Annotated in this window: 21 protein-coding genes; 14 read left to right on the top strand and 7 right to left on the bottom strand. The window is 40.6% G+C overall.

The genetic code is table 11. The features are described from left to right. Positions 1-27: 27 nt before the first annotated feature. The 3 genes from EAX61_RS03230 to EAX61_RS03220 all read right to left on the bottom strand — a co-directional run bounded on the left by EAX61_RS03230 (position 28) and on the right by EAX61_RS03220 (position 3,564). Complete coding sequence (locus tag EAX61_RS03230; protein ID WP_201739408.1) at positions 28-1,011, bottom strand: hypothetical protein; 984 nt, start codon at positions 1,009-1,011, stop codon at positions 28-30. Positions 1,012-1,081: 70 nt separating this feature from the next. Beyond that, a complete protein-coding gene (locus tag EAX61_RS03225; RefSeq protein WP_121916219.1) occupies positions 1,082-2,581 on the bottom strand; it encodes a M20/M25/M40 family metallo-hydrolase in 1,500 nt (499 codons plus the stop codon). Positions 2,582-2,766: 185 nt separating this feature from the next. Further along, positions 2,767-3,564: a DUF1963 domain-containing protein gene (locus tag EAX61_RS03220; RefSeq protein ID WP_121916218.1), complete on the bottom strand. Its 798-nt coding sequence runs from the start codon at positions 3,562-3,564 to the stop codon at positions 2,767-2,769. 333 nt (positions 3,565-3,897) lie between these two features. On the opposite strand from EAX61_RS03220, the gene EAX61_RS03215 reads away from it, so the two are divergent. Then, complete coding sequence (locus EAX61_RS03215; RefSeq protein ID WP_121916217.1) at positions 3,898-4,464, top strand: DUF3109 family protein; 567 nt, start codon at positions 3,898-3,900, stop codon at positions 4,462-4,464. Between the two features lie 28 nt (positions 4,465-4,492). Here the strand turns inward: EAX61_RS03215 and EAX61_RS03210 are convergent, their stop codons facing one another. Genes EAX61_RS03210 through EAX61_RS03200 form a run of 3 tightly spaced genes read right to left on the bottom strand, consistent with a single transcriptional unit; the run spans position 4,493 to position 6,186 of the window. After that, positions 4,493-4,855, bottom strand: coding sequence for a DoxX family protein (locus tag EAX61_RS03210; RefSeq protein WP_121916216.1), 363 nt, complete (start codon positions 4,853-4,855; stop codon positions 4,493-4,495). A 38-nt stretch (positions 4,856-4,893) separates the two neighbouring features. Next, complete coding sequence (locus EAX61_RS03205) at positions 4,894-5,247, bottom strand: hypothetical protein (protein WP_121916215.1); 354 nt, start codon at positions 5,245-5,247, stop codon at positions 4,894-4,896. 51 nt (positions 5,248-5,298) lie between these two features. After that, a complete protein-coding gene (locus tag EAX61_RS03200; RefSeq protein WP_121916214.1) occupies positions 5,299-6,186 on the bottom strand; it encodes a hypothetical protein in 888 nt (295 codons plus the stop codon). A gap of 225 nt (positions 6,187-6,411) precedes the next feature. On the opposite strand from EAX61_RS03200, the gene EAX61_RS03195 reads away from it, so the two are divergent. The 9 genes from EAX61_RS03195 (at position 6,412) to EAX61_RS03155 (ending at position 15,419) form a co-directional block, all read left to right on the top strand. Then, a complete protein-coding gene (locus EAX61_RS03195; protein ID WP_121916213.1) occupies positions 6,412-7,065 on the top strand; it encodes a thymidine kinase in 654 nt (217 codons plus the stop codon). Positions 7,066-7,068: 3 nt separating this feature from the next. Beyond that, complete coding sequence (alr, locus tag EAX61_RS03190; RefSeq protein ID WP_121916212.1) at positions 7,069-8,166, top strand: alanine racemase; 1,098 nt, start codon at positions 7,069-7,071, stop codon at positions 8,164-8,166. A gap of 82 nt (positions 8,167-8,248) precedes the next feature. Then, a complete protein-coding gene (mscL, locus tag EAX61_RS03185) occupies positions 8,249-8,659 on the top strand; it encodes a large conductance mechanosensitive channel protein MscL (protein ID WP_121916211.1) in 411 nt (136 codons plus the stop codon). Positions 8,660-8,886: 227 nt separating this feature from the next. Beyond that, positions 8,887-9,876 (top strand): aspartate-semialdehyde dehydrogenase, encoded by a 990-nt coding sequence (locus EAX61_RS03180; RefSeq protein WP_121916210.1) that lies wholly within the window; start codon positions 8,887-8,889, stop codon positions 9,874-9,876. A gap of 49 nt (positions 9,877-9,925) precedes the next feature. Beyond that, positions 9,926-11,413: a vanadium-dependent haloperoxidase gene (locus EAX61_RS03175; protein ID WP_121916209.1), complete on the top strand. Its 1,488-nt coding sequence runs from the start codon at positions 9,926-9,928 to the stop codon at positions 11,411-11,413. A 361-nt stretch (positions 11,414-11,774) separates the two neighbouring features. Continuing rightward, complete coding sequence (recA, locus tag EAX61_RS03170) at positions 11,775-12,782, top strand: recombinase RecA (protein ID WP_121916341.1); 1,008 nt, start codon at positions 11,775-11,777, stop codon at positions 12,780-12,782. Positions 12,783-12,905: 123 nt separating this feature from the next. Continuing rightward, on the top strand, positions 12,906-13,322 hold the full coding sequence (locus EAX61_RS03165) for a hypothetical protein (protein WP_121916208.1): 417 nt from the start codon (positions 12,906-12,908) through the stop codon (positions 13,320-13,322). A 22-nt stretch (positions 13,323-13,344) separates the two neighbouring features. Continuing rightward, positions 13,345-13,893, top strand: coding sequence for an RNA polymerase sigma factor (locus tag EAX61_RS03160; protein WP_121916207.1), 549 nt, complete (start codon positions 13,345-13,347; stop codon positions 13,891-13,893). Continuing rightward, positions 13,890-15,419, top strand: a complete 1,530-nt coding sequence (locus tag EAX61_RS03155) for a porin family protein (RefSeq protein ID WP_121916206.1) — start codon at positions 13,890-13,892, stop codon at positions 15,417-15,419. The genes EAX61_RS03160 and EAX61_RS03155 overlap by 4 nt, the downstream gene beginning before the upstream one ends. A 253-nt stretch (positions 15,420-15,672) precedes the next feature. On the opposite strand, the gene EAX61_RS03150 is transcribed toward EAX61_RS03155, so the two are convergent. Next, positions 15,673-16,410 (bottom strand): lysophospholipid acyltransferase family protein, encoded by a 738-nt coding sequence (locus tag EAX61_RS03150; protein WP_121916340.1) that lies wholly within the window; start codon positions 16,408-16,410, stop codon positions 15,673-15,675. A 70-nt stretch (positions 16,411-16,480) separates the two neighbouring features. On the opposite strand from EAX61_RS03150, the gene trpS reads away from it, so the two are divergent. The 4 genes from trpS (at position 16,481) to EAX61_RS03125 (ending at position 20,068) form a co-directional block, all read left to right on the top strand. Next, a complete protein-coding gene (trpS, locus tag EAX61_RS03145) occupies positions 16,481-17,452 on the top strand; it encodes a tryptophan--tRNA ligase (RefSeq protein ID WP_121916205.1) in 972 nt (323 codons plus the stop codon). 387 nt (positions 17,453-17,839) lie between these two features. Further along, complete coding sequence (locus EAX61_RS03135; protein WP_121916339.1) at positions 17,840-18,292, top strand: 6-pyruvoyl trahydropterin synthase family protein; 453 nt, start codon at positions 17,840-17,842, stop codon at positions 18,290-18,292. Next, positions 18,293-19,060 (top strand): UDP-2,3-diacylglucosamine diphosphatase, encoded by a 768-nt coding sequence (locus EAX61_RS03130; RefSeq protein WP_121916203.1) that lies wholly within the window; start codon positions 18,293-18,295, stop codon positions 19,058-19,060. A gap of 141 nt (positions 19,061-19,201) precedes the next feature. Then, complete coding sequence (locus tag EAX61_RS03125; RefSeq protein ID WP_236641972.1) at positions 19,202-20,068, top strand: alpha/beta fold hydrolase; 867 nt, start codon at positions 19,202-19,204, stop codon at positions 20,066-20,068. Positions 20,069-20,071 lie beyond the last annotated feature (3 nt).

Raw genomic sequence — 20,071 nt, 5'->3', positions numbered from 1 at the left:
TTAAACGCCCATATACTTTTAGTGTTGCTACTGCACCGTATACTTGCCACTCGCAAATGCCGAAACAATCCCGCTATTAGGTGTTTTACAGTTGTTGGGGTAGTCTGAAAAGTAGATACATTCGGGAATACCATTTTTGAAGGTGACACGCACATTGTTTTTTTGTGTTCCTAAAAATCCTTTGTATTGATAACTACCGCCCATAACGACAATCTTCCCAGTAGTGTCTTTACGTTCAAAGATACTAGAAATGCTACCCGGCACATACCGGTTCATTGCCCAAGTTCTGGATTGGTCTTTTATAAGGTCGTCTAGTAGTTTCTTTTTGTTCTGTGTCGCGGTGGGACCCCCGGCTTTTTTCATCTTAGTATACTTGCTTTCTGCGTTTATACGTACTGCAGGCTGGTTGAGGGCAAAGCGTTTTAGATTTTCTTCAAAGGCGAGGATCGCAGGACTATTACAGGGATTAAGTTTAAAAAAAGTAAGCATATCAACTTTAAGCCCTTGCATTTTATGTATCATATCGACCGAGTTTCCCATAGCATTAGGGTCTGTTAGGATTTCAAATGTGACTTGTAATCCTTTTTTTCTAAGCGCATTTTCTGAGGTTACTTTTGCATTATATAAGTCGGGTTTTGCGTACACCCCAGAGCCTATCCAAACATATTCCACACAATATCTATTTGTTTCTACTCCGTAACCATCTGTGGTAACACTTTCTGTCTTGCAGACCTGTTTCTGCATTTCTACTTTATTATCGGGTAGATATTGAGCACATTGACTACCGAAAGTATACAGATATTCACTAAAAATAGACAGAAACATAGGGTCTTCAGACGTCATTTTGATATGCTCAAAATGCCCTCGAAAGATGTAGTCATAAAACTCAGCATAATAAAGCCCATCGGTTACGATTTCTGTGGGTGCTGTTTTTGTTGAGGCCGTTGTTATATCGGGAGCAAACACCGTTATAAAACTTATAAGAAGCAAAATAGAGTGATATCTTTTCATAGCATAAGATTTTAAAGTGCTAATAGTCAGATAAATATACCAATTTTTTTAAACCTAATAAAGGCTAGTTTTAGAACTCCGTCTCCAGAAGCGCAAGACAAATCTTAATCCCTTGTCTGATATTGCCCACACGTATATTCTCGTTGGGATTATGCTGGTTATTATCCATATTTACCATAGGCAAAATAACCGTAGGAATATCCAGCGTATTTATCAAGGGTACAATAGGTACGGTGCCGCCCATAATGCGGATAGTCACGGGGTTTTCGCCAAAAGCTTCTACCAGACGTCCTCGGATGTTCTTACCAAATTCAGAATCAGTTGGCGTTCTAAAGGCATTTACAGATGTCTTTCCTGTAAACTTTGCAATTTTTGCGTAGGTCAGACGCTCCTCCTCGGTTGGGTCGCGGTCTATGACGTAGTATCCTTCGTCCTTGATATGTTTTTTGATTTTTTCTAGTTGGCTATCGCCGTCGGTTTCTGGGACGAGTCTCACATCTATGTTTGCAACAGCATATTCTGGCACGACGGTTTTAAGGCCTTCGCCGGTCCACGAAGTTCCAATCTGGCGAATGTTTAAGGAGGGGAATTGTAGCGCTTTTTGATAGGTATCCCCTACTTTTTCTGCGGAGTGAATCCCGAGAGCGGCATTAAATTGAGCTTTAGAATAAGGAACTGAAGAAAGAACTTCGGCAGCTTCTGGAGTGATTTTAATCCCTTCATAAAAACCATCTACAAGCACTCGTCCATCTTCATCCTTCATACTAGATAGTAAATGTGTCAGTCTAAAGACTGGATTTGGCGCATAGTTTCCGTAATGTCCGCTATGCTGCGGTAATCGTGCACCATAGGTGGTGATGGCACAGGTCGCTATCCCGCGACACCCAAAGGTGAGCGTAGGCTTATTAGAATCGTGCGCCGGACCGTCCATCACCACAAAATAATCTGCAGCGTAGCGTGCTTTATAAGTAGCTAAGGTAGAAAGTAACGCGCTAGACCCATACTCCTCTTCGGGGTCAAAAATGATTTTGACATTAAATTTTGGTGTTTTATTTTGCTGCTGTAATACTTCTAGTGCCGTAAGAAATATGGTTATTGGCGCCTTATCATCTGCCGCAGCACGGCCAAAGATGCGCCACTCATCATTAATGTTTCCATCCAGTTTACTCCAGTCTATCGCTTGCCAATTTCCAGCTGCATCTTGTTCTTTAAGCACGGGCGTAAACGGGTCCTCTTGATTCCACGTCATGGGATTTATGGGTTGACCGTCTATATGGACGTAAAAGAGCACCGTTTTGTATTCTGGATCGTAAACTTTTTCTGCAAGAAGGATAGTAAGTGTGCTTGATTCTAATAAGCTGGTTTTAAAACCCAGTGCTTTATATTTTTCTTGTACCCAAGAAATGTTTTTAAGCATCAAGTCAGGATCTGCTGGGAGGTTTGGGATACTTACCAGTTCGCGGTGTTGTTTTAGAGTTTTTGAGAGAACTTCGTTTATTTGAGTGTCGTAGTTGGTTTGGGCTATCGTTAGGAATGGTAGTGAGAGGAGGAGCGCAAGGAAGGTTTTCATCTAATCAAGTTTTGACAGGTTTCTTTTGCTTTCGCAAAAAAGAATTTTTAGTATCACATCAAGATACGGATTTTGAGGGTTTCCTTTTTTCTGAGATAAGATAATTTTTAGGAAGAAGCAGATTTGTTATGAGTGGATGGGTCTGAGGGTATGTTTTGTTTTATGCTGGTGTTGTAGGCAGTATTTTATGTCATTTGAAACGACATTTTAATATCGTTAAAGTTTTTATTTTCTAAATCTGTTTTTGATAGTCCAAAATAATAAGTTCCACTTCCACCAAATTTTGTCAAATCAGAATTTATATCATAACAGTCAAATTGTAAAAGCAATTCAAATGTTTTTGATAATTCTAATATATCATTCCATCTCTTTTTATATTCCGAACTATCAACTCCATAAAGTCCTAATTCTTTTGAAGCAAAATCATAAACAACGCTCGATTGAATTGACCTGTCATATCCAAGAATCTGATGCATATTATCTGAATCTTGATATAATTCCTCTGTTATAAACTCCTCTGTTGGTTGATAAAAATAGAAGTATAAATCATCGTACTTTTTATTGAGTTCAAAAAATCTGTAATTCTCGTCATCTGGAATTGTATAGAATTCAAAATACTCGATTAAAGCTGTATTGAAAGATTGATTTTCTTCAAGGTCTTCTGGGAATTGCGTTCTGGTGAGATTTTCAGATTCGCTGTAGATAAATTTAAATTCTTGATTTACTCCATTAAATTCTTTCCATTTCTCATCAAGACTTAAAAAGATATGAAAGAAACCTTTATTCGGCAAAATATTTTCTTTGTCAAATCTCTTCAGTTCAGACAAATTATATTGAGCACAAAATAACATTGGAATATTATTCGCTCTTGGCCATTCAAAGTCTTTTGGCAAATCAGGTTTTCCACCAATTTTAGATTTTCCAACTTTTAAGTTTTTGTCATCACTCGCTTTTGTTTTAATTCCAATAGTTGGTCTAATCATTTTGATTAGTTTTTCCTTGTCCGCTTTTTCAATTTCGATTTCTTCCGAATTCCGAATGAATGACTTTATTTTCTCTAAATTACTATTTTTTAAAACTAAACATTTATTTCAGCGTAATGTTTTTGGGATATTGCGTACAACTCGTTATATAATCAATTCTATTATTCTTATACCTTAAGAGAACACAGATTAACAACAGTTTTCTCTTATCGATACATCGTAAATATAACCATCCTACCTCCTAACTAAACACGGATTCCCGTAAAAGCCACTAAAAATTTACCCTCTTATTTTTCTTAGTTCTAATTCTCATACCCATTATCTTTGCAATCTATGTTTCAACTTAAGGACACCATCGTATCAGAAGACATTATCGAGAAGGATTTTGTTTGTAATCTTAATGCTTGTAAGGGCGAGTGCTGTATTGCAGGAGAAGCTGGTGCTCCTCTAGATGAGGACGAGACAGAAATTATGGCTGCTATTTATAAAGATGTAAAGCCATTTTTGAGACCTGAAGGAATCGCTGCGATTGAGGCACAAGGGACACACATTGAGACCGACCTTGGGGATTTAGAAACTCCACTTGTAAACGGGAAGGAATGTGCTTATGTAACCTTTAACGACAAAGGCTGGGCAAGTTGTGGAATAGAAGATGCGTATAATGCTGGCAAAGTAGACTGGCGCAAACCTATTTCTTGTCATTTATATCCAGTTCGCGTTCAGAAGTATAGTTCCTTTTCGGCTGTAAATTACCATCGCTGGCCTATATGTGATGATGCGTGTACACTTGGGCAAGAGCTCAAAGTGCCTGTGTATAAGTTTACGAAAGATGCTCTCATACGTAAGTTCGGAGAGGCGTGGTATGCCGAGTTAGAAAAGACTGCCGCAGAGATGCAGTAAACCGTTGGCTTCCATTTTAAACGAAATGCTAGCGATACATAGGTCGTACTTCCTTCCCAAAAAAATAAGATACCACAAGAAGAATCAAAGCAACTAATGTCTGCGTAATACTATCGCCTGCGTAATGATGTGCCGCTGCGGCAAGGACAATATCAAAAAAGAACCCTGCGTACGCCCACTCTGTAAGCCACGGAATGCCGCGCCACAGTAGCATCAAAACCCCGCAAATCTTAAGAATTGCTAGCGGTATCACGACATACGTAGGATGATTAAAACTCTGGAAGAAACTCTCAATCATTTCTGTATTCATAAAATACATACTTGCTGAGTATAACATTAAAGCACAGAAAAGTCCTGTGGCAATCCAGTAAATGATACGTTGTGCTTTCATATTTAGCTATTATTTAGATTGGAAAAATTGATCTAGTCTTACCGCAAACTCCTATTAAAATTATCAATTTCCCCTTTTAATCTTTTTGCTTCGTCGTAAGTAATTCTAAAAGCTTTTAATGAAAGCTGTGAGATTTTACCATCAGCATTAATTTTAAGACTTTCCTTTATACTATCGTAGTCTATAGATTTTATATGGACAAAAGTTTTATCAAAAACAATTTTGTTTTTTAATTTAAGACGAACCGTGTTTTTTGAAAAAATAATACTGTCAAATTTCTTGTTTCGTAGGTGCGTTATTAAAAATGGTAAAATACCAGATGAGTTTAATAATAGTGCCTCTCCTACAGAGGGCTCAGACCTTTTTTGAAAAATAATAACAGGGCGATCCATATAGCGTTATTCGATAAGCTAACGATTACAAGCTAAAGACTACACTGCCATTCAAGAATACCTCCCCTCCACAATCTCCATAAACCGCTCTTCCTGCACCTCTTTTCCTTCCCAGTTGTTATAATCTGGTTTTATCATTTGGATTATAAATTGTCTCGCTTCGGTGGCGGTTTGGAAAGTTTCTAGCTGGCTGAGCACTCGGTTGTAGTCTGAGGCGCTCCCATTAAATAGGTGCTTTATAAAAGACAATTTATCATTCAGACCAATTTTGAGTCCTGTTTTTAAGCGGTCATTTAGGTTTTTTGGTTTGTCATCTACCTCCTCTATCGTGGTGTCTTTACGTTCAAAAATGGGCATTTGGTATTCGTTGCCTATCTCAAAACTATCATTTTTTCCCACGGCGGGTTGCTGTGGTATGATGGACTCGATAACCTTGTCTATTTCGGCGGCCTCTGGAGTCATCTCTGGCCACATATCTTTTATCTTTTCGATAACAGGCTCGTGTAGGGGTTCTTCTTTGTTAAACTGCGTTCCGTCTGGACGATGCCTGTCTGCCTCGTCTGTACCTTTTGCCTTTTCGTACCGTGCTTGATTTTCGGCGCGGATTTCGGCTGGGGTTTTTGACTTCTTTTTGATAGCGGGAGCTTGCTCTTTTTTTGGCGCAACTTGCGTCGCGGGTTGCTCTTCTATTTCCGCAACCTCTTCTGGTATGGTATCGTTGTTATCACGCTTTCGCGAAAGCGTAATCTCCTCCTCTATCTCCTTTAATCCTATGGTGGGCATTCCCATTTTTTCCAGCTTCTCTGCATAGGCAAGAATGGTGAGTTTGTCCTGCAGTTCTCTGGCTTGGGTTGCCATCTGAGCATAGTCTGCAGTATCGCGCAGTTGGAGTATTTTGTGTGCTAGGCTTACGAGTTCGGCCTTGATTGTTTTCTTCATAACTTTGAGATTGTACGGCAGAGTAGTAGCTTTTTTTGATACTTTTACCGCTCCCGAATCGTCGGGGCTAAATAAAAACGGGAGATTGCCCGTTTTGGTGTAGAAAAGTACAAAATGTTTCTCGAAAAAAGCATTTGCCCCAGCCCTAAAGGGTGTACTTTTTTTATTGTTTAATTTTCGCTCCCTTTAGGGCCGGGAACTGAAAATTGAACCAATTACAGTTTAATGTTTCTCGAAAACACGGTAAATCATAAAGAGCAATTTGGCTGGATTGAGGTCATTTGTGGGTCGATGTTCTCTGGTAAAACAGAAGAGCTCATCCGCCGGCTCAAGCGCGCTCAGTTTGCAAAACAAAAGGTGGAAATCTTTAAACCTGCTGTAGACGTGCGTTATGACGAGGAAATGGTCGTCTCACACGACAGCAACGAGATACGCTCCACACCCGTTCCCGCGGCGGCAAATATTCCTATCCTGGCAGACGATTGTGATGTGGTGGGGATTGATGAGGCTCAATTTTTTGACGATGAGATCGTGCAGGTATGCAATGATCTGGCAAATCGTGGCATAAGAGTGATTGTAGCCGGTCTGGATATGGATTTTAAAGGAAATCCCTTTGGCCCGATGCCCGCACTTATGGCCACGGCCGAGTATGTGACTAAAGTACACGCCGTATGCACCCGCACAGGAAATCTAGCCCAATACAGCTACCGAAAGGCAAAAAATCAGGACATCGTGATGCTGGGAGAGACCGAAGAATACGAGCCACTTTCTCGAGGAGCCTACTACAAAGCAATGCTGCGTGACAGACTGAGAAAAATGGACGTAGCAGATGCCCAAGAAATCGCTCCAAAATCTGAAAAGGAGTCTAACAACTCATAAAATATGGCGATTACCCGCTTAGAAATAGACCTCGAGGCCCTGCGCCACAATTACCAATATTTACGTTCTAAACTTACCGATGGTGTACGAATGATGGCCGTGGTTAAGGCTTATGGATATGGTAGCGAGGCTCAAGCGGTCGCAATAGAACTTGAAAAACTGGGTGTCGATTATTTTGCCGTGGCCTATGTTTCTGAAGGAGTCGCACTGCGAGATGCAGGAGTCCAAACGCCCATTCTTGTATTGCATCCTCAGCCGGATAATTTTGAAGAAATGGTCGAGCGGTGCCTGGAGCCAAGTATTTATAGCGCGAGGATGATGGAGCTTTTTTCCGCTTTCGCGAAAGCGAAAAACCAAACCAACTACCCCATCCATTTAAAATTTAACACGGGCCTTAATCGGTTGGGATTCTGGGAGTCTGATGTGTCTTGGATTTTAGACCGCTTGCACGAAAAAAACAGCATAAAGGTAAAATCCATATTCTCACACCTAGTTGCCAGCGAAGACAAAGCCGAGGAGGAATTCACCCTCAATCAGATCCTGAGTTTTACAAACATTTCAAAAGAACTCTTGGAAGGATTGGATTACGTGCCATTCCTGCACCAGAGCAATACTTCGGCTATAATTAACTATCCTCGGGCGCAGTTTGATTGTGTACGTTCTGGCATCGGGTTATATGGTTATGGCAATTCTGAGGAAGAAACTGCACGATTAAAACCCGTGGCGCGATTAAAATCTGTCATTTCACAAATCCATAAGATTGCGCCAGGAGAAAGCGTGGGATACAACCGTGCCTTCAAGGCCTCGGACTATATGACCACCGCCACCATCCCGATAGGCCACGCAGATGGTATTTCAAGAATTTATGGAAATGGAGTTGGTTATATGACCGTACAAGGGGAAAAAGCACCCATCATAGGCAATGTCTGTATGGATATGACGATGATAGACATAACAGGCATAGATTGTAAAGAAGGTGATGAGGTAGAAATCTTTGGAGATATTACGGGTGCGGACACTTTGGCTCAAAACGCTGGGACCATTTCTTACGAATTACTCACCGCTGTTGGCCAACGGGTAAAGCGAGTTGTTTTAAAATGATTGCGTATTCTTAAATTTTTGTTAACCTGTTTTGGTTTTTTCAGTATCTTAGTTCATTACTAACTTAAAACCAAACATCAAAATGTTAAAAGAATTTAAGAATTTTATAATGACGGGGAACGTCATAGAGCTTTCGGTAGCCGTAATTCTGGGTGCCGCCCTTAATGAAGTTGTAAAAGGATTTACCACTAATATTATGATGCCCATCATAGGATACTTTACAGGCGGAGTCGATTTTTCAGACAAGAAAGTCGTTCTGGCCGAAGCAGTACTTGCCGCAGATGGGACAGTAGCTACTCCAGAAAACGCAATCATGTACGGAGCGTGGATTAATAGTATTATAAACCTTATCATAGTAGGTTTTGTATTATTTATGATCATAAAGGCATATAATAAGACTAAAAAACCAAAAGAAGAGGCGCCAGCTCCAGATCCAGGACCAAGCGAAATAGATCTTCTTAAGGAAATAAGAGACGAGCTCAAAAAGCAATAAAAAGAACGTAGCACCGCTATGCTACATATTTTAACCCTAAACCACCTTGTGTATCTAGCAAGGTGGTTTTTTTGTATTTGTAATTTATAATTGAAGAATAATCAAATATAGACCGAACTTTTGTCATTTCTGCAACAGTTTAATCCATTGTTCCTTGCTAACTTTGGGGCTTTTTGTAAGTGCGCTTTCGCGAAAGCGTACTAATCCTCTCATTATAATTTTATCTTATGAAAGTAGCAGTTGTAGGCGCCACCGGAATGGTAGGCCAAGTCATGTTAAAAGTCCTAGCCGAACGTAATTTCCCAATTACAGAATTAATCCCTGTAGCATCATCACGATCTGTTGGAAAAAAAATACTATTTAAGGAGGGGGAATACACCATTCACTCTATGGATGATGCTATTGCCGCGCGTCCGGCTATTGCCATCTTTTCAGCTGGAGGAGATACGTCGCTTGAGTTTGCTCCTAAGTTTGCTGCTGTCGGGACTACGGTTATAGACAACTCTTCTGCGTGGCGTATGGATGCAAATACGAAGCTGGTAGTTCCAGAAATAAACGCAACATCACTTACCAAAAAAGATAAAATTATTGCAAACCCTAACTGCTCCACGATCCAGATGGTACTTGCTATGTCCCCGCTCCACCGAGAGTATGGAATTAAGCGTCTGGTAATCTCAACCTATCAATCTATCACGGGAACTGGAGTAAAGGCTGTTCAGCAACTAGAAAACGAATATGCTGGAGAAAAAGGAGAAATGGCGTATCCATACCCAATACACCGTAACGCAATTCCTGCTTGTGATGTCTTTCAAGAGAATGGATATACTAAAGAAGAACTTAAACTTGTAAACGAAACACAAAAGATACTTGATGACCGCTCGATTGCCGTTACGGCAACTGCCGTGCGTATCCCAGTCGTAGGAGGTCATAGTGAGTCTGTAAATGTGGAGTTGCACAAAGAGTTTGACGAAAAAGACATTCGCAAGATTTTGAACGAAACCTCTGGAGTTACCGTTCAGGACAACCCAGATACAAACACTTATCCGATGCCTATTTATGCCGAGGGTAAAAATGATGTTTTTGTAGGGCGCATACGCCGAGATTATTCTCAAGAAAACACCTTAAACATGTGGATTGTTTCCGATAATTTAAGAAAAGGAGCCGCAACAAATGCAGTTCAGATTGCAGAGTATCTTGTTGGGAATGGGTTGGTTTGAGAACACGACTAGTTTTTATATATTGTGCGCCAATTTAAAGTTTACTAAAATGAGAAAAGTTATCTTTATGAGGCTTTTTTTGCTCTGTTTAGGGTTGTTAGTCTCAAGCTGTAACCTCAATAAAAAAAGCAATGACAAAGCTGAATTTAATCTTAAAGACCAACCACTAGGAGAAAATAACGTAGCCTACAAGTGGGGAGAAATAGCATTGCTTGCTCAGGCTAATGATACTGAACGATATAAGCCGCGACCTACAGTTACTTCAAGATACTTGGGGCTTATTTTTACTTCCGTCTTTGACGCTTGGTCACGATATGATGACAAAGCAATCCCCGTTTATTTACAAAATGTGGATCGAGTTGGAGAAAAAGAAAGGACACTAGAAAACAAACAAATAGCAATAAGTTATGCTGCCCTTAGAACTCTTATGGAGTACTATCCAGCAGACAGTCTTGTGTACAAAAAGAAGATGGTCGAGTTAGGGTATGATCCAGAAAACACATCTACAAACACCAGTACACCACAAGGTATAGGTAATCTAGCTGCAGCTACAATTATTGCAAAGCGCAAAAATGACGGTGCAAATCAATACGGAGAAGAAGAAGGATCTAATGGTGTAGCTTATTTTAATTACACGGGATATGAACCCGTAAACGATCCAGATACTAACATTGATCCTAATAAATGGCAACCCAAATACTTTTCTGACGGAGAAGGAGGATTTGTTGCTCCTTCCTGTCTCACTCCTTTTTGGGATAAAGTAACTCCTATAGCCATGGAGTCTGGAGATCAATTTAGACCAGGACCACCACCTATGATTGGGTCAGAACAACTTAAAAAAGAGGTTCAGGAAGTCATCGAGCTACAAGCAACTCTTACCGATGAGCAAAAGGCTCTCGTTGAGTTTATGAGGGATGGACCACAATCTGTACAGCAAGCCGGACATTGGCTTAAGTTTGCTCAAGAAGTATCTAGAAGAGACCAGAATGACCTAGATACGGACGTAAAAATGTACTTTTTAAATCAAGTTGTAGCCATGGATGCTTTTATAGCCTCTTGGGATTCAAAAATGTTTTATGACTTTGCAAGGCCGTATGCCCTTGTGCACGAATACTACGACAAGCAAAAAATTCAAGCGTGGGGTGGCCCTTATAAAGGCTTAGTTACTATGGACGGAAATAAGTGGCGACCTTATTCACCTGACACTTTTTTATGTCCCCCATTCCCGAGTTACGTTTCAGGGCATAGCACAATAAGCGGTGCCTGTGCAGAAGCATTGAGACTTTTTACGGGTAGTGATACATTTGGGTCTGAAGTTACTCTTGTAGCTGGAGCACTTACTGAGCCCAAAGCCTTGGGAGACACTATAACTCTTAAGTTCCCTACGTTTACAGAAACGGCTAATATGGCTGGAAAATCAAGAGTATTAGGAGGATATCATATCGAATCAGATAATAGTGCAGGACTCAAGTTAGGTCGTGATCTAGCGACGTATATTTACAATGATTTTTACCTAAAACATATCGGTACTCTTTAATTTTATTATTCATATTGAAACAAAAAATGCCCGGAACATCGTGTTGCGGGCATTTTTTTGAACGGCTAATTCATAGTTATACTTGTTTTAAGTGTCGTTTAAAACAAGCTAGCCGCTCTCTAACTTGCGCCAGCTCAGAATAAAAGAGCTTCTCAAAGGCGCACTTGGGAATACCAATACGTTCATAAAAATAAGATTCGGTTAATACTCCTTTAGGAGTAGATGTGGATTAGGCCATAAGGTTGCGTTGTTCGTGAGGTTATTTGACAATTTAATTTGTTAAAAAGTATTCCGCTTTCGCGAAAGCGTACTCCTATACTTGTTTTATTTTTACGTTCCACTTATAAAAAATGAAGAAGCTATGAGCAGCGAGAAAGATGCAAAACTAAAAGCACTAAAACTTACCCTGGACAAAATGGACAAGACTTACGGCAAAGGCGCCGTAATGAAGATGGGAGACCAGGCAATTGTCGATGTAGAGTCTATACCGACGGGTTCGCTCGGACTAGATGTTGCTTTAGGAGTAGGCGGTTATCCTCGTGGTCGCGTGATCGAAATATACGGACCAGAATCTTCTGGTAAAACCACCCTAACCCTACACGCAATTGCCGAGGCTCAAAAAGCAGGTGGAATCGCAGCATTTATTGATGCCGAGCACGCCTTTGATCGCTTTTATGCAGAAAAACTAGGAGTAGATATAGATAACCTCATTATCTCACAACCAGATAATGGTGAGCAGGCCTTAGAAATTACAGATAACTTAATACGCTCTGGCGCAATTGATATTGTCGTCATTGACTCGGTTGCCGCACTTACGCCTAAAAGTGAAATTGAAGGCGAGATGGGAGATTCAAAAATGGGATTGCACGCGAGATTAATGTCACAAGCGTTGCGTAAACTCACAGGGTCGATAAGTAAAACAAATTGTACCGTAATCTTCATTAACCAACTTCGTGAGAAGATTGGAGTTATGTTCGGGAATCCAGAAACTACTACTGGAGGAAATGCGCTTAAATTTTATGCCTCTGTGCGACTTGACATACGTCGCTCCACCCAGATAAAGGATAGCAATGCAAACGTAATGGGGAATAAAACCCGTGTAAAAGTTGTCAAAAATAAAGTTGCACCACCATTTAAAACGGCCGAGTTTGACATTATGTATGGCGAGGGTGTCTCAAAAGTAGGCGAGATTATAGACATAGGTGTAAACTATGAGATTGTTAAGAAAGCAGGGTCTTGGTTCAGCTATCAAGACACGAAGCTGGGACAAGGCAGGGACGCTGTAAAAGCACTCTTACTCGATAATCCAGATCTTATGGAAGAACTCGAGACTAAAATACACGCGGCAATTAAAAGCTCACAAGAATAATCTTGAATTCAAGATAAATTATATCAAAAACCTTCTGATTTTTTCAGGAGGTTTTTTCATTTAAGACGCAACCTTTTACTTTACAACGTATCTATAGTGTGTATTACCCTAGATACGTAAAAGATGAAAAAGATTTTAATAGTTTTAGTTTTGGCGTTTGTTGCTATGAGTTGTAGTGATGATGATGCCCAGATGTTTTTCTTTGAACTTGTACCTACCGCTAGTGTAGAAAACGTTCCTGAAAAATTTATTTTGAACCAAGCAGACACCCTTGTGGTAAGATTTGCACGCCCTTCCATTTGCCATAGCTTCCAAGGTTTCGAATTTGAAAGAGAAGGAAATACTCGCAAGATCGCAGTTGTAACACGTGTATTAGAGGGTGGAGATCAGTGTGTCGATCCAGATGAAGAAGATCGTGTCGTTCCCTTTATCTTTAGACCAGAAGCGACCGGAACAGTCGTTTTAAGATTTTTTCAAGGAGATGATGCTGATGGAGAGCAACAATTTTTAGATATTGAAGTGCCTATAGAAGAAGAATAGGCCTAACCTATAAAAGCCCTGTGTGAGTCAAGAAGAACTCATTACGAATTGTAAAAAGAAGAATGCAAAGGCTCAAGAAGAACTTTACAAGCGATATGCCAGTAAACTTTTTTCAGTTTGTCTTAAGTATTCTCCTAATTATGCAGACGCCGAGGACACGCTGCAGGATGCTTTTATTGTGATTTTTGACAAAATAGGTCAGTTCAAGGGAAAAGGTTCTTTTGAGGGTTGGCTCAAGAGAATTGCCATAAACACGGCTTTGCAACGCTATCGCAAGCAATCGGTTTTAGGTATCATAAATGAGGAAGCGATACAAGAAGTAGAGGTCGAAGTAGATGAAACTAACATCCCTCTCGATTTTTTACTTCGAATCATTCAAGAATTACCAGATCGGTACAGGTTGGTTTTTAATCTTTACGTGCTTGACGGTTATTCTCACAAGGAAGTAGCGAGTATGCTCAATATTTCAGATGGCACTTCTAAGTCTAACTTAGCACGTGCTAGAAACATATTAAAAGATAAAATAGAGGCAATGAACGTTCAGCCTCTGCGACAAATGCAGACACGATGAAGGAGAAAAAAAATATAGATCGTCTGTTTCAGGAGAAATTTAAAAACTTTGAAGCGCAACCTAGTGATGCGGTTTGGGAGAAAATTGCTCTTGCAAAAGCAGAAAAGGAAAATAGAAAAGTCGTTCCCTTATGGTGGCGCCTAGGTGGTATAGCCGCAGCCCTCGCACTCCTAATCGGACTAGGGAGCCTATTATTTAATCCTACCGAAGGTGAATCTACGATCGTAGACACGACTACCGAGAATGCTGCAAAGGAGAACGAAGATAAGAATTTCTCAAATACCGAAGAGCAAGTTGCGCAAGAACAAAGTAATGAGAAAGAAAAAAATGCCAATACGCAACAAAAAAACAACTTTGTAACAACTGATAACATTGCAGGTGTAAATACTGACACTAAAGCACAAAAATCTGAACAACGCAATAGGACTACAAGCAATAATAGTTCTCAAAACAATAGCATAGTTACAAGTCAATACGCAAGTAAGGTTAATAATGATTCCCCTGACCAAAAAAACAATACTAGAACGTCTGGTAATTTAAACTCAAATACCGCTGTTGTTTTTACCGATAATACATCTATAAATGAGGAAAATGTGCTCTCTAATAAGTCTGAAGATGCAAATAATAACCGCGTAACTAACCCCAACATCACAACACCTCAAAAAGGCGAGACAACTACAATCGCTCAAAACAATAGTGAGGAAGTAAAAGGCGACGAGGGAAAATCGTTGATTGACGTTGCCCAAGAAATAGAAGAAAACAAACTAGATGAAGCGATAACAATAAACGTTGACACTCCTAATAACAAACGTTGGGATGTAGGAGCTGTAGCTGCTCCTGTGTATTACGGAGATTTTGGGGGGTCGGGTATTGATCCTAAATTTAAGGATAATGGAAAGAGCGGCGATGTAAACTTAAGTTATGGTGTCCAAGTAAGTTATGCTGTGAATAAGAAGTTCAAAGTACGTACCGGAGTGAGTAACGTAGATTTAAGCTATGGGACAAACGATATTTCATTTACGCCAGACATAAGCGCCACCCTACTTTCTGGAGTAGATTATAATGATAATGCTCGTTTTCTAAGTGTTACTGATCGAGTTAACACTACTGACGAACTCTCAAGCATAGAAGCCGATAACTTTCAAGGAGGCACGAGCGTGTCCAATGGCTCGCTCCAGCAGTCTGTGGGCTATATTGAAGTACCCGTGGAAGCAGTTTATACTATTTCAGACAAGAGACTTGGCATAGAGGTCATAGGTGGGATGAGTACACTCTTTCTTAATGACAATGAAATTGCTATAGAGTCGCAAGAAGGATTACGCACGCCGATAGGAGAGTCAAACAGTCTTAATGATGTGAGTTTTACCACGAACGTAGGAGTGGGCGTAAATTACAAGGTTACAGATAAAGTAAAAGTAAATGTAGAACCCACGCTTAAATATCAGCTCAACGCATTTGAAGGTGCTGCGGCAGATTTTAAGCCTTACTATATAGGGCTATATACAGGAGTGAGTTATCGCTTCTAAACGATTTTAAGTTAGGTTAATTTTTTTAGTTGGTTAGGTTAGTTATTGCGCTTGCAATGATGACGAAAGGCTCTGGTGGTTCGGAGCCTTTTTTTTATGCCTGCGAATGCAAATATCTCTTTTTCAACAAATAGTGGCTCAGCAATTTATCTTTGCTTAGGAAAGACACTCGTCTATTGGGGTCTGTTTATTACGCTTTCGCGAAAGCGAACTCCCATAAATATTTTTTTTCTATCACTTTATAGCTAGAAAATCAATCCCTCTTCTCTAACTCCCCTAAAATAACCTCCCGGGTATTGTCTCTCAATGCTCTCTTATCATCCTGAGTTAGACCTAAAGTTTGGATAAAATTGTGCACTCGCGCACGCATCTTCCCAGGACTTCCTTTAAAAAAGAAATAAGGAAATCGCTCCTTATTATCGTAAAAGGTAATAGGAACTATAGGAATCTGATGGTCTATGGCAAGTCTAAAAGCACCATCTTTAAAGGTATCAAGCACTAGGGACAAATCATTAGGAACGCCACCCTCAGGAAATATACAGATGCTCATTCCCTGTGACAGCCTACGTTGCGCTTGGTCAAAAACCTCCTTGCGACTACGAGCGTTTCCTCTATCGACCAGAATACAAGTACGCTTATAGAAAAACCCAAACAATGGAAGTTTTGCAAGTTCCGCTTTACCTACAAATACAAATGGATTTTTAGCCACGTGCAACATCATCATTATATCCGTCATCGATGTGTGATTAGACACCAGCATGTAACTCTTGCCTCTCACAAATTTTTCATCGCGCACGACCTTAGGGTAAAAACCCATCCCAAGCATTATGACGCGTGCCCAGATTTGCGTACACCTAAAATACAGCGGGTACCAGGATTCCTTCAAAATCCCAATAACGAGAAACGGGAATAGTATGATAATCATCACAAAAATGAGGATGTAAAACCACACCTTCCACAAGGCAACCGCAACTTTCTTTAGAATACTCATCCCACCAAAAATAGGGAATTGTCTCAAGCCAATGCGCAGAAAACGGTAACTTTGCTTTTTACTTTTTTTTATGTCTAGAATACTTACAGGTGTACAAAGCACCGGAACACCACATTTAGGAAATTTACTAGGAGCCATAATTCCTGCAATACACATGGCAAATGACCCTGCAAACGAGTCGTTTCTTTTTATTGCAGATATGCATTCTCTTACCCAAATAAAAGATGGCGACCAGTTGCGCCACAATACATATAGCACGGCTGCAACGTGGCTCGCTTTTGGGCTAGATGTGAACAAAACGGTTTTCTACCGTCAGAGCGACATCCCCCAAGTGACGGAGTTGTCCTGGTATTTGAGCTGTTTCTTCCCGTATCAAAGGCTAACGCTAGCCCATAGTTTTAAAGACAAGGCAGATAGATTGGAAGATGTAAACGCAGGACTGTTCTCCTACCCGATGCTTATGGCTGCAGACATCTTATTATATGATGCTCAAATTGTTCCCGTAGGAAAAGACCAAGCGCAACATATAGAAATGACGCGCGATGTGGCCAGCCGTTTTCACGCGGCGACAAAAAGTGAGGTATTTGTACTTCCCGAAGCGAGTCATAACGAGGAGACCATGTATATTCCCGGAACGGACGGAGCCAAAATGTCCAAATCCAAAGGAAACATCATTGACATTTTCCTTCCAGATAAAAAATTGCGCAAACAGATTATGGGCATAAAAACGGACAGCACCCCAATGGAAGAACCTATGGAGACAGAAGGTTGCAACGTCTTTAACTTATATAAGCTACTAGCCACTCCAGAACAAGTATCCCGCTTACGCGAAAGCTACGCCCGCCCAGATTTTGGCTACGGCCACGCAAAGCAGGCGGTGTACGAAGTAATCATAGAAAAGTATGCCGTACAACGTGAGAAATACCAATACTATATGGAAAACCCCAACGAGATAGACGATGCGCTGGCAATAGGAGCTGGAAAAGCTACTGCAGTGGCTGACGAGATTTTGGGGAGAGTTAGGAAAGTTGTGGGGTATTAAGCGTAATGAAAGTTGTTTTTGGTATCGTCCTAATTACCTCAGGAATTTGGCTGTTTTTAGAAGAAGGCAAAAGATATAAGGCTCTACGAAAAGATCAGTATTTGCAAAAATCATTTTTTACAGAATCCTTCGTTCTAGCCAGTACACTTATAATTATCGGTTTTGGTTTTATTATCAAAGGACTAATTTCAATTTTTGATTAATTTAAAAAAGTAATAACTCTTATGGACATAATGAAATTCATCTCTGGCAACGGCCTTTTCCTTTTACTGGGAATCATACTGATTGTCGTAGTTTTGTATAAGAAGTTCAGAAAATAGTTATGGTTTAATGGGAACCTTTCGCGAAAGCGGAATTCATACAAAACCTCAACAAAGCATCAAACCAATGTCAAAAATTCGCATTACAAAACAGTTTACATTTGAGACCGGACACGCGCTGTACGGTTATGACGGGAAATGCCGTAATGTGCACGGGCATAGTTACAAACTCAACGTGACCGTAATTGGAACACCCATAAGTGATACAGATAATGTGAAATATGGGATGGTTATCGATTTTAGCGATTTGAAGAAAATTGTAAATCGAGAGATTGTAAACGTATTTGACCACGCGACTGTTTTTAATAAAAATACGCCACACGTAGAGCTGGCTAAAGAACTCTCAGACCGCGGTCACTCTGTCCTTCTGGTAGATTACCAGCCCACGAGTGAGATGATGGTCATAGACTTTGCGTCTAAAATTAAAGCGCTACTTCCAGAAAACATACAATTGCACTCCTTGCGCCTATCAGAAACGGCAACGAGCTATGCAGAGTGGTTTGCAAGTGATAATTCATAAATGAACGTTACGCTACCTAAAGGCAAGAAAATTTATTTCTCGAGTGACAATCACTTGGGCGCTCCCACGATTAATGAGAGCCGTCCTCGCGAGCGCAAGTTCCTGCGCTGGCTAGAAATGGCTCGCAAAGATGCGCAGGCCATTTTCTTGATGGGAGATCTTTTTGACTTTTGGTTTGAGTATCGCACCGTGGTACCAAAGGGTTTCGTACGCACCCTAGGCAAACTCGCCGAAATGCGTGACGAGGGCATTGAGATTTACTTTTTTGTAGGCAACCACGACCTGTGGATGAATGGCTATTTTGAAGATGAGCTGGGCATTCCCGTCTTTCACGACCCAGAAGTTTTTACCATAAATGACAAGAAGTTTTTCTTAGGTCACGGCGATGGTCTTGGTCCCGGAGACAAGGGATATAAGCGTATGAAAAAAGTATTCCGCGGAAGGTTTTTTCAATGGCTTTTCCGGTGGGGGCATCCAGATATTGGGATGAAAATCGCTCAGTATTTCTCCGTTAAGAACAAGCTCATTTCTGGGAATGATGACCATATTTTTCTAGGTGAGGAAAATGAATGGCTCGCTACGTATGCAAAGCGTAAGCTAGAAAAAGAACACTTTGACTATTTTGTCTTTGGCCACCGGCATCTTCCTATGACCATAAAAGTGGGCGAGAACTCAACCTACTACAATCTGGGTGACTGGATTACCCATTTTACTTATGGCGTTTATAATGAGGAATCTGGATTTGAGTTAAAGGAGTTTGAGAAGTAGGTTTTCCCATATTTCTCTTAAACTTACTGCACTAAGAAACGTTTCCTTTTATATTTAGTCAAAACCTTAAAAATGCGATTATTACTCTCCGCACTCTGTGCGCTCCTATTATTTTCCTGTAAACCGTATCAAAGCACCATTATGAAAGAAGGACAAGTGACGTATGACCGCTTTCGCGAAAGCCAAAAAATCTTCAACTCCACAGATGGTGACATTGCTTACATAGACCGAGGAACAAGTGACAAGGTAATCGTCCTAGTGCACGGTGTGCCCACATCGGGATGGCTCTACCGAAAAATGATAGACCCGCTCGTTGCCGAAGGATTTCGTGTTATTGTGCCAGATATGCTGGGTTTTGGGAGCAGTGCAAATCCAAAAGGCTACGACATATACTCCGAAGAAAATCACGGGAAACGATTACTCGCGCTTATGGATCATCTAGGTATCCAAAACTGGACACACGTGATGCACGATGCAGGAGGGTTATGGACGTGGGAACTTATAGAAAAAGATCCAACACGCATTGAAAATCTCGTCATCCTTAACACCATCATTTACGAAGAAGGTTTTGACCCGCCGGTGCGAATGAAAAAAGGCTTTTTTGCCCGCACGGCGATGTGGGGGTATCGTAATGGGATCACCACAAATATGTTACTCAAAGGACTCTTTAAATCTGGACTTAAAGAAAGCACCCTTAATAAAACAGATGTAGCTGGATACAAAACCCCATTAAGAGAAGGAAAAACACGCGGTATGTATTATTTCTTTACCCAAACCTGTAATGCATTACCCGACTACCAACCGATGATTCAAAAAGTCGATATTCCTACAACCGTAATCTGGGGTACACACGACGAGATGTTGCTTTGGGAACCCCAGAAAGAACAGGTAATAAATGACCTGAACGTAAAACCAGAAAATGTGCATCTTATTGATGCTAAACATTTCGTTCAGGAGGAAAAGGATAGCAAGATTATTACGCTAATCAGCTCTTTTTTAAAAGAATGAGTC

The organism is Dokdonia sinensis, assembly GCF_003688895.1.
Taxonomy (GTDB): Bacteria; Bacteroidota; Bacteroidia; order Flavobacteriales; family Flavobacteriaceae; genus Dokdonia; species Dokdonia sinensis.
This window is presented reverse-complemented; position numbering and strand designations above follow the sequence as displayed.

Excerpts from the sequence above, each read along its gene's own strand:
- EAX61_RS03230 (WP_201739408.1), bottom strand. The coding sequence starts at position 1,011 with ATGAAAAGATATCACTCTATTTTGCTTCTTATAAGTTTTATAACGGTG.
- EAX61_RS03225 (WP_121916219.1), bottom strand. The coding sequence starts at position 2,581 with ATGAAAACCTTCCTTGCGCTCCTCCTCTCACTACCATTCCTAACGATA.
- EAX61_RS03220 (WP_121916218.1), bottom strand. The coding sequence starts at position 3,564 with ATGATTAGACCAACTATTGGAATTAAAACAAAAGCGAGTGATGACAAA.
- EAX61_RS03215 (WP_121916217.1), top strand. The coding sequence starts at position 3,898 with ATGTTTCAACTTAAGGACACCATCGTATCAGAAGACATTATCGAGAAG.
- EAX61_RS03210 (WP_121916216.1), bottom strand. The coding sequence starts at position 4,855 with ATGAAAGCACAACGTATCATTTACTGGATTGCCACAGGACTTTTCTGT.
- EAX61_RS03205 (WP_121916215.1), bottom strand. The coding sequence starts at position 5,247 with ATGGATCGCCCTGTTATTATTTTTCAAAAAAGGTCTGAGCCCTCTGTA.
- EAX61_RS03200 (WP_121916214.1), bottom strand. The coding sequence starts at position 6,186 with ATGAAGAAAACAATCAAGGCCGAACTCGTAAGCCTAGCACACAAAATA.
- EAX61_RS03195 (WP_121916213.1), top strand. The coding sequence starts at position 6,412 with ATGTTTCTCGAAAACACGGTAAATCATAAAGAGCAATTTGGCTGGATT.
- alr (WP_121916212.1), top strand. The coding sequence starts at position 7,069 with ATGGCGATTACCCGCTTAGAAATAGACCTCGAGGCCCTGCGCCACAAT.
- mscL (WP_121916211.1), top strand. The coding sequence starts at position 8,249 with ATGTTAAAAGAATTTAAGAATTTTATAATGACGGGGAACGTCATAGAG.
- EAX61_RS03180 (WP_121916210.1), top strand. The coding sequence starts at position 8,887 with ATGAAAGTAGCAGTTGTAGGCGCCACCGGAATGGTAGGCCAAGTCATG.
- EAX61_RS03175 (WP_121916209.1), top strand. The coding sequence starts at position 9,926 with ATGAGAAAAGTTATCTTTATGAGGCTTTTTTTGCTCTGTTTAGGGTTG.
- recA (WP_121916341.1), top strand. The coding sequence starts at position 11,775 with ATGAGCAGCGAGAAAGATGCAAAACTAAAAGCACTAAAACTTACCCTG.
- EAX61_RS03165 (WP_121916208.1), top strand. The coding sequence starts at position 12,906 with ATGAAAAAGATTTTAATAGTTTTAGTTTTGGCGTTTGTTGCTATGAGT.
- EAX61_RS03155 (WP_121916206.1), top strand. The coding sequence starts at position 13,890 with ATGAAGGAGAAAAAAAATATAGATCGTCTGTTTCAGGAGAAATTTAAA.
- EAX61_RS03150 (WP_121916340.1), bottom strand. The coding sequence starts at position 16,410 with ATGAGTATTCTAAAGAAAGTTGCGGTTGCCTTGTGGAAGGTGTGGTTT.
- trpS (WP_121916205.1), top strand. The coding sequence starts at position 16,481 with ATGTCTAGAATACTTACAGGTGTACAAAGCACCGGAACACCACATTTA.
- EAX61_RS03135 (WP_121916339.1), top strand. The coding sequence starts at position 17,840 with ATGTCAAAAATTCGCATTACAAAACAGTTTACATTTGAGACCGGACAC.
- EAX61_RS03130 (WP_121916203.1), top strand. The coding sequence starts at position 18,293 with ATGAACGTTACGCTACCTAAAGGCAAGAAAATTTATTTCTCGAGTGAC.
- EAX61_RS03125 (WP_236641972.1), top strand. The coding sequence starts at position 19,202 with ATGAAAGAAGGACAAGTGACGTATGACCGCTTTCGCGAAAGCCAAAAA.